Source organism: Paenibacillus sp. J31R120 (assembly GCF_056269225.1).
Map to the genome: position 1 here is coordinate 1 of NZ_JBWDNN010000017.1, position 8,716 is coordinate 8,716.

Sequence of the window (8,716 nt, forward strand, 5' to 3'; positions counted from 1 at the left end):
TATCTCCTGCTCTTCTCCGTAGTTCAGACGAGGTACATTAGACCGAACGAAAGCGTCCTTGACTGGTGATAGGTTTAGTTCTACCTTCGGCGGCGGCATGACAGAGAACGTCCCTCGCATCTTACCAGCGGCACGGACGGAGATGTGGCTGACCAAGTTATCGTGAACTTTTACCTGAATGGTGGAAGACGTATCGTCTACATAAACAGGAGCGACTGCAAACCGTCCCGTCATTTTACCGTGAGGTTTTACCGTAATAACGGACGGAAAATTGTTTCTGTAAGGCACAGTCACGTGCGACTTGCGTTGTTCCAGAGCATCTTGATAGGCTTCATACAACTCGAACTCTTGGATGGCTAACTGGATCACAATTGAAGAGTTTCCGAACTCCATCTTGAAGTACCTGAAAGGTTTTGCAAAGGCAGCGCCCTGTAGTACAAACTGACGAAGTTCTCCACTACCCCATGCAGTGACGTCTGATGCGGTGTCCAGCAACTCCCAACCCGTCTTGTCGTTACTGCCATACAGAACCCAATTACGTGGCATCTGGTGCTGGTACGTCACCCTAGCACCTAACCCATAACCCGCGACCTTAAGCGGCACTCCGTAGTCGAAGATAAACCATCCTGTTGTATCACCGCCGGCTAGTGCCCACCCATAGCCTGTTGTGGCATTATTGAGCATCATCCAAGGTTCGTGACCCGCCTGAGAGTAGACACTTGATACCTCAAGAGCGTAGCCCTTCCAGTCTGTCGCTGTCACAGGTACCGTCACGTCAACCATCGTTGATTTAGGAACATCTACAATAGTATTTTGGTAAACGTGCAACTTCGATTCAATGTCCATCCGTGGACGGACGTAAATCTCACTCCGGAGGTTATTTTCCCCTCTTTGGCTTGCCACCACAAGGAACATAGGTCTGAACCCAGTGGAGAGAAGAGAGCTATCCGTGGTGGATACGGAGGACACTCCTGCCGCCGTATTTCCCCGAACCGTCCTTGTTCCAATGGACGTGTACGTGTTGATGGTATGTGACCAACAACCACTCCAATTCCATACCTTGTTATCATTGGCATTGGATACGCCGCCCAAGTCGGAAGAAATCACGAATCTATCCCAGTCATTGTCCTTATCCGTTGTAGACACACCACCTGTAGGCAGTGTGATGAACGCCTGTATCCCTGACGTTAGTTCCTCAAACATCTGCATCTGGTCTACGCTGGTAAAGTACGAAGCATATCCGTTTGTGGCTGTAATCGTCCATCGGTAGAACAGGTAAGGAGTTTCGTTATTCATGTAGAATGTTCGCATGGCTGTCAGCCCCGCTTCATTCGTCCTTGAATCCAGTAACGTCCAGATCGTCCCGTCGTTACTACCGTGCATCTGCCACGTCTTAGGTGCGGCGGCATTATACGTGTGAGACAGAATGGAGTACGCTTTGATGAGCCTTGGCTCAGCGTATGAGAACATTAACCAAGATGGTGATGGGTTGGGGGATACCCATCTGTTCGTGTCGCCAGCTGCCATATCTCCGTTAAAGGCTTTCCACGACTCGTGGTTAGCCCCCACCGTTCCGCTACGAGTCAGGGATACACCTTCCCCTTCATTAGAGGTCATCGGCAGGATTGTAGGTACTAGCGTCTTGTTCAGAACCTTTCCTGTCACTACCCCAGCACTATTCAGTGTTGCCCATGAGATACCGCCTTGGACGTTTCTATCGGCAATCAGCTTAACACGACCTAAGCGGTCTTCCTCAACGGCAATGAAGTAAAAGTCACCTTCTGGTAAAGTGCTTGTAGGAAGTGCTGGAAGGAAATCCATAGTCTCTTCTCCTAGATTGGAGAATGTTCCGACAGTGTTCGGGTAGTGGGCCTTGTAATGACAGCGAATCCTGTCGCCTACCTTCATGCCCGATTCTGTCGTAACTTCCTTGATGTGCATTAGCCGCCCATTAGCATCAATGTCTACGGCTTCAAGAGACAGAACTTTGTTGGCTTCCTTTGTAATCTCTACTGTGTGCTCTTTATTCTCTAGCCCCACAACCTCAAACTGAATCGCAGTATAACGCAACTCCCCTATTTCCGTGTACGTATAAGGTATCCCGTCCACCTTAATGATGTTGTTACCCCGATTGATTGCTGCAGTATTGTAGGCAGAGATGATACGCAACTTAGTGCCTGTAAACTTAAAGGACAGTTTTGCGTCTGCATTCGCGTTCAGGTTATCGTAGGAAATTGTGCCACCATACGCTTTAGCATCTGCCGACCACGGGTGGGAGAAGTTGAAATAGGATAAAGCCGGGTGCTTCTGACCAAACCTCTGCCATCCCGTTTCTGGTTGCGGCAACGAAGCCCCCAACTCTCCGACAATGTATCCGTCCTCGTCAATGTCCACAGCATCCATAAAGAACTGCCCGCCGTTATGTGTGGTGGCAAAGGTAATGGTTACATCGTGAATTTTCTTTTCCATTGACAGCTTCTCATACACAACGACTTGTCCTATATTCGCCGTGCCGTAATTGCTTGTGAACGACTCTTCAGGCAGCTCATCAATCTTGATACGCAGGTTGTCATTCCTGCCTGTATACGTACAAGCGAGAACCCTCAACATTGTCCCGTAAAACTTAAACCGAAGCATGTTTTGGTTTAATGATGGAGTCAGTACCCTTGATGCCGCACCCATCATGCCAGTAATAGCCGTGGCGCTGTACAGGGCGTGACCGTTAGGGTAACTTAATCTGTCATCATCGAACCTTCTCCACCCGCCTTCAGCGGACAGCAATTGCGTACCAAGCGCCGCCTTAACGAACCCGTTCGTACCGGTTTCAATAGCATCGAACTGCGAATACCAGTCAGAGCCGACATAGGTTCTAATAACAACCCTGTGCTCCCTATAGTCCAGCCCCATGATATTGAAAGCTAGTGCTGACGCTCCCGTGCTAACCTTCGTCGTAGGATAAGCCACATCGTCAATGTAAACTACGTCCCCGTTATTTCCCATGTTGTAATGGTAGAGAAGTCGCAACCTGTCGCCCACAAAAGTAAAGCTAATCTCGTCTGCGTTAATGTGTATAGTCCCCTGTGCGTAACTGTACGGGTAATTCACCTTGTACTGGAAGACAGGGTGCGTATCATCGATCCTCTTCCACTCGTTGTCGGGAGTAGGGTACGCTGTCCCAAGTGCGGTGTCGGAATAATCCTCTTGTACGTCTGCCATTATCCGAATACCATTCAAGGTTACACCCCAGTTGCCGCTACGGTACAACTCCATTCGGATATAACGGAACTTTTTATCCAATACGTGTTCCCTAGCCGTACCGTAGGGACAGTTGGCGTAAGTATTCGATACACGGGGAACTAACTCCGTCCACGTAGTCTTGTTATCCGAACCAAGGATACGGTAGTCAGAAATAGATTCATCACGTGTCCTTGGGTAAATGACCATCTTATGGATGCTGTTCAGCTTCGGCAGGATGCTGTTAAAGTCGAAGTCCAGCGTTACGGTCGTGCCGCCGTTCGTCAGCCAATACTTATCTGCCGCGGCCGTATTATCCACGCCATCGAACAGGTATTCCATGTAATAGTAGTTGGAGTTATTGTATACTGCAACACTACTGGTTACGACTATTCCATTTCTTGCGGTGTAGACGGTCTGACCCGTCCTGCCGCCAGTCCCGCCCCGCATTGTCAGTTCATAAAGCATTCAAGCACCTGCTCTCATTGTATTGAGACTAATCGTAGTAATACTCGACAATCGGTCTATATCCTATCTTGCTTGGGGAAAGGTACGTACCCGCAACGCTCCAATAAGAGTCCTTGTAGCCGCCCATGCCCCGTACAGTCCGCCCGTTACCAGAAACGTCAAAGCCTGTCCCTAGTGAGATAAATCCCGGTTGCACCGTATCCTGCGCCCACTCAGCATCTACAGAAGAGAACCGCCAAACGTCTTCCCCGTTGGATGTTGACGGATTCGCGAACTCTCCTTTACCTAGATGCTTGTCCCACTCATTATCGGTAGGATAGATACCATTTCCAGTGTTGGCGTTAGAAGGGTTTCCGTCAGCGTCTACAAAGCACCTGCCACCGTTAAATAACCTGACTGTTGCCCGTACAGGGTCTTTGTACAACCTAAGTTCATTAATGCCAGTGTAGTTGGCATGACCGTCATTGGTCAGGATGTTTATGCGGTATCGCTTATACTTGGTCATGTTAGGGAACACGAACTCCCGTTCCTCCAACGTTTGCCATCCTGTGTACGAATCAGTGTCAAGTACAACCCAGCTAGTGCCGTCCCAAGCTTCAAATGTCCAGTTGCGGGGCATTATGGTCGGGTAGCTTGCGGGTGCTCGAAGCGAATACTTCTGAATAAGTGTTGGCTTATGGAACTCGTATTCCAGCCAAGCCGCCTTCACGCCAGATGCCGTAATCCAACCATAAGCTTCATCCTTGCCATTAAAGGCGAAGTAAGGGTCATAAGACGAACTGTAAACACTGCTTGCTGAAGCCTTGCCGTAAGGGTTGGTGTTGCTTACCAATTCTGGATTGTCATTAGCCTTCAGAAGAGTGCCGTGAACTAATTTAGCGGTATTCAATGTCAGCCAAGTGACTCCGTACTGAATAGGGCGGTCAGCTACGAGAATGCCTTCGTCCACCTTTACGAAGTAGAAGAACCCATAAGGCACATTGGATGGTAGAATAGGCAACTCCGTCTCCATATCCTCCGAGCCAAGTCTGTAGAACGTCCCCGCCGTGTTAGCCCCTGTCGCCCTGTACCCGCAACGGATAAAGTCGCCTACTTTCATTTCGGCTACCGTGTTCTTCAGCGATCCGCCCGTTTGAGGGTAGCTGACAGAGGATACCATATACCCCGTCTCATCGATGTCGATGGCATCTACGTTGACCTGCTTGCCTGCGATGTTTGTACGCAGAGTGACCGTATGCTCCCCCAAAGAAAGCCCGACCAACTCAAACACGTTTATGAATCCTGCAATATTCCCCACATTGCTGTAATGGTACTCCTGACCGTCAACCATAATCAGAACGTCCGTTGTCGTTGCCGATACTTCCCTATAGGAAATGATACGAAGCTTCGTCCCATAAAACGTAAAGCTGACAGTTGATGCTATTGCCGTGGCATATCGGAACGTCCCTCCGTACTTAGTATCAATGGTAACGGATGAGGTTGACCATGTTCCTACGTAAGTTAGAGCAGGATCAGTGTCGTCGTACCTTCGCCATCCCTCGTCTGGATTAACTAGCTGAGAGCCTTGAATGGACTTGATGTACCCGCCATCGTTAATGTCAATGGCTTCAATAGTAAAGTCAGGTTTTACTGTTCCATTGATGACCTTCTTGACCTCGACAACGTGCTCAGTGTCAGCCAAGCCTAACTTCTCATATGCGATGACAGTGTAAGCCGTGTTAAATGATTGACTGAATACCTCTGTCTTTCCGTCTATAGTAATCTGAAGACTGTTGGAGTAAGTCAGGTAATAAGTCGTTAGCAGTCTCAGACTTGTCCCCTTGAACACAAACCTGAGAGCATCTGTCAGGTTGTTATTTGCCGACCCCCGCTGTGACCCGTTGTAGTAGGATGCGTGACTGTTAGTTGACCACCCAATACCATCATAGAATAGGCACGGATGGGAGCTATCCAACCTCTGCCACCCCTCCTGTGGCGTCTTAAGTACATCTCCGATGACCTGAGTTGGCATAGGCAACATAGTACCGGCTTCCTCAAGATCAATAGAATCAATGAGCATGTGCGCACCGCTGGTTTTAATGACCATGACAGTGTGCTCAGTGAAATCAAGACCCCTCTTCTCGTACGCTAAAGAGAAGGATTGATAATTCTTCCCGTAGTTTAGTGAGAAGTTCTCTACGCTATCACCGTCAATTCTTATCTCCACATTACTGTCGTAGGTAGAGTTGAACTCAGCAATTAATCTGAACTTGCTTCCCACGAACTTGAACACTAAGTAGTTCTTATTCGCGGCTGTGTAATGCACAGAGCCGCCCGTGAAAGGTCGAGCAGCAGTTGCGTTGAGTAACGTCCAAGCCCCTCTCCTAGCCGTATAGTCGGTAGCATCGTAGCGAACCCACCCTTCGTCTGGTGTCAGTAATTGGGGCGCTCCTTCAAAGAAATACCCAGTATCATCAATATCAATGGCATCAATATCTAGGTAGCTAGTCGAGGTGTCGTATATAAATACCCGATGCTTGGCAAAATCCAAATCAGTAATCTCTACAGCCAAATACCTTGCTAATATCCCTGAAGATGCCGTAAATCTGGTACTAAATGTGTACTCTTTGCCGTCAACGGAGATTACACTTGCTTGCGTCCTATTTGACGAAGTTCCTACGATTAACCTGATACGAGAACCTGTGAAGGAGAAGTCTACACGTTTTGCAGCTTGGTTAGATAAATGCCTTGTCCCCATATAATGGTCGGCGTTCTCTGTGGTCGTCCAAGTTCCGCTGTAGAAAATTAAAGGGTGTGTATTATCTATCCTTTGCCACCCTTCTTCTGGTTCTATCAATGGTTGCCCTACGATTGCCATGAATGATTACCTCCTTTTATCATAAAGGGTCTGCCTTGGCGTAGATGTTGAAGTCGCCGCCCGCCATTGCGTCCTCTTGTGTGACAATTCGGACGTAGAACGACGCTTCTGCTTCATCCACATATGACCCGTTAAATCTAAGCATCGTCTCTGGTATGAAGGGACTATTAAAAAGACTCAACTCTATACTAGTCTTCTCAGGGAACTCTAAAGATGCGACATAAACCCTTAAATTAGTCACATCAACCCCCGCCAAGTTCTTTACAAATACTCGCACCGGGGATGAAGTCTGACCTGCCACTAGAGTCCCGAAGTCAAGGAGCTTAAAGATGTTGTCATAACCGTCCGAATAGTAAGTACTAGCTTGGCCTGTTCCATCATGAAAACCTAGCACTGGCTTTTTCAGATACTTTACAACAAGTCTAGGACGTTTAGAGGTGTCGGCATAACGACTGCTTGCGAAAGTAGCAGTAGAAGCAAATGCCCCGTTAGCGCCAGTAAACTGTAAAGCAATTCCATGGTCTTTCTGTTTTATTGTGGGGTTAAAGAAGTAGTTAGAAATGTCATAAGACCACCAGACGTCTACAGTCAAACCCGTTGGATTCCCTTGTAGGACATTATCACCAAGAGCGGGCATGTTGTTATGGGTCACGGTATTCTTATTCCAAGGAGCTGTGAGATGAAGCGCTCTATGAGAGTTGGCGACTATAGAATACTGGTTACGTGCTATGCAGAACAGCTCCAGATGAGCTTCATTCACGACCCAATCCGAAGGGAGCGGGTTAAACTGTATGAGAGTTCTGTTTCTTCCAGCCGAGTTATTGAGACCTTGTACGATTAGCCTATCCGCGTTTCCGTAGTTCGTAGTACCCGAAGGAGAGTAGACATAAGTGTCCTGCAATATAGCGGAGTCCCCTTGCATCGTCACGGTAGGGTCGATGATGACTGGGTAATTGGCGGTCATCAGAAAGTCTTCGTCTGTTACCATGAGGGACAACTCGTCGTATTCTTGTCCATCAGAAAGTTCGTAATGAACACCGTAACTAATCTTGCCGTCAGAGTCGATTAGATAAGGCTCTCCCATATCCCAAACAACATCTCCGTGACGGTCATAGATAACAACAGCATTCCCTTCCTTTGTGATAACTGTGTCTCCTTTCTTAACCGTAAAAGAGAACCTCCTTCTGTCGTTTTTTTCATGGAGTATGATATTCTCTTTAAGCATGCCCTCTGACACAACGTACTCCACATCCACTCCTTCGTAACAGTTTTTGAAAGTACAAGTAGAACCTTCAGTAACGGTTTCTGTGGGGCATGAGTTCTTGAGTTTGAAATTAATCCAACACTCCCCCTCGTCCCCTACCTTCTCTACCCCTACCAGGTGTTCATTGGGTGACATGGTGTCCCCAAAATAAACTTTAAACGTATTGGACAAAACCCCTTTGGAGTACTCCCACCCTCTGAAATCCTTTACCGTAGTGGATATGTCCTTCCATTCGCCTGACTCCGAAAGATAGTGCAACGGAGTCGTGGATAATTCAGCATAGAATTCTCCTGCTCCGACATAGTGATGTTTTTCGAACATTTTTCTCATACTTTTTACTTCTTGCATGAATGCCCCTCCTTACCTAAGTTCCAATGAGATACTGCCGCCCAAGTCTTTCTTGAGCGGTGCATCGATAACGTCAACTCTTCTACCATCCTCATGATATCTAGACGACCGTTATAACGGTGATGCCATCCTACTTCCTCCTCCTTTGCAGAATGTTATACACAATATAAGTTAACTAGGAGGTGTCTTTTCCTGTTCTTGGAAGGATATGCTCCGCATTTTAGGCGGTGCAAGTCTTTCCTTCACGCCTTCTCCGGATGCAACGTCAATTCTAACGATGAAGCGATTGAAGCTGACCGCGCAGCATATTCTATCTGGACCACCAACTGTACCATTTCGGCCTTCGCTTACAACTTGGAACAAAAAAAGCCCTCAAAATGAGGGCTTTGTCGACAGGCTGACCCCTACCGAGTAAGATAGGAGTGGGGTCTATATTACATAATGAATGCGTACGAACCATCGTCGTACATCTCTACTGTAATCGAACAAGGTAAGCTTGAGCCTTGAATTACTTCCAGATTCGTGGTCAAGTCGCTGTGATACCG

General features: G+C 47.7%; 3 protein-coding genes. All 3 read right to left on the reverse strand.

Annotated elements, in window-relative coordinates; translation table 11 throughout:
* Nucleotides 1-3,702 (reverse strand): discoidin domain-containing protein (locus AC0YNW_RS29105; protein ID WP_475834800.1); only part of this gene is annotated, 3,702 nt, incomplete at its 3' end.
* A gap of 28 nt (nt 3,703-3,730) precedes the next feature.
* On the reverse strand, nt 3,731-6,559 hold the full coding sequence (locus AC0YNW_RS29110) for a discoidin domain-containing protein (RefSeq protein ID WP_475834801.1): 2,829 nt from the start codon (nt 6,557-6,559) through the stop codon (nt 3,731-3,733).
* A 19-nt stretch (nt 6,560-6,578) separates the two neighbouring features.
* Nucleotides 6,579-8,171, reverse strand: coding sequence for a DNRLRE domain-containing protein (locus tag AC0YNW_RS29115; protein ID WP_475834802.1), 1,593 nt, complete (start codon nt 8,169-8,171; stop codon nt 6,579-6,581).
* Nucleotides 8,172-8,716: the final 545 nt, after the last annotated feature.

Coding starts and splice junctions, on each gene's coding strand:
- AC0YNW_RS29110 (WP_475834801.1), bottom strand. CDS start 6,559: ATGGCAATCGTAGGGCAACCATTGATAGAACCAGAAGAAGGGTGGCAA.
- AC0YNW_RS29115 (WP_475834802.1), bottom strand. CDS start 8,171: ATGCAAGAAGTAAAAAGTATGAGAAAAATGTTCGAAAAACATCACTAT.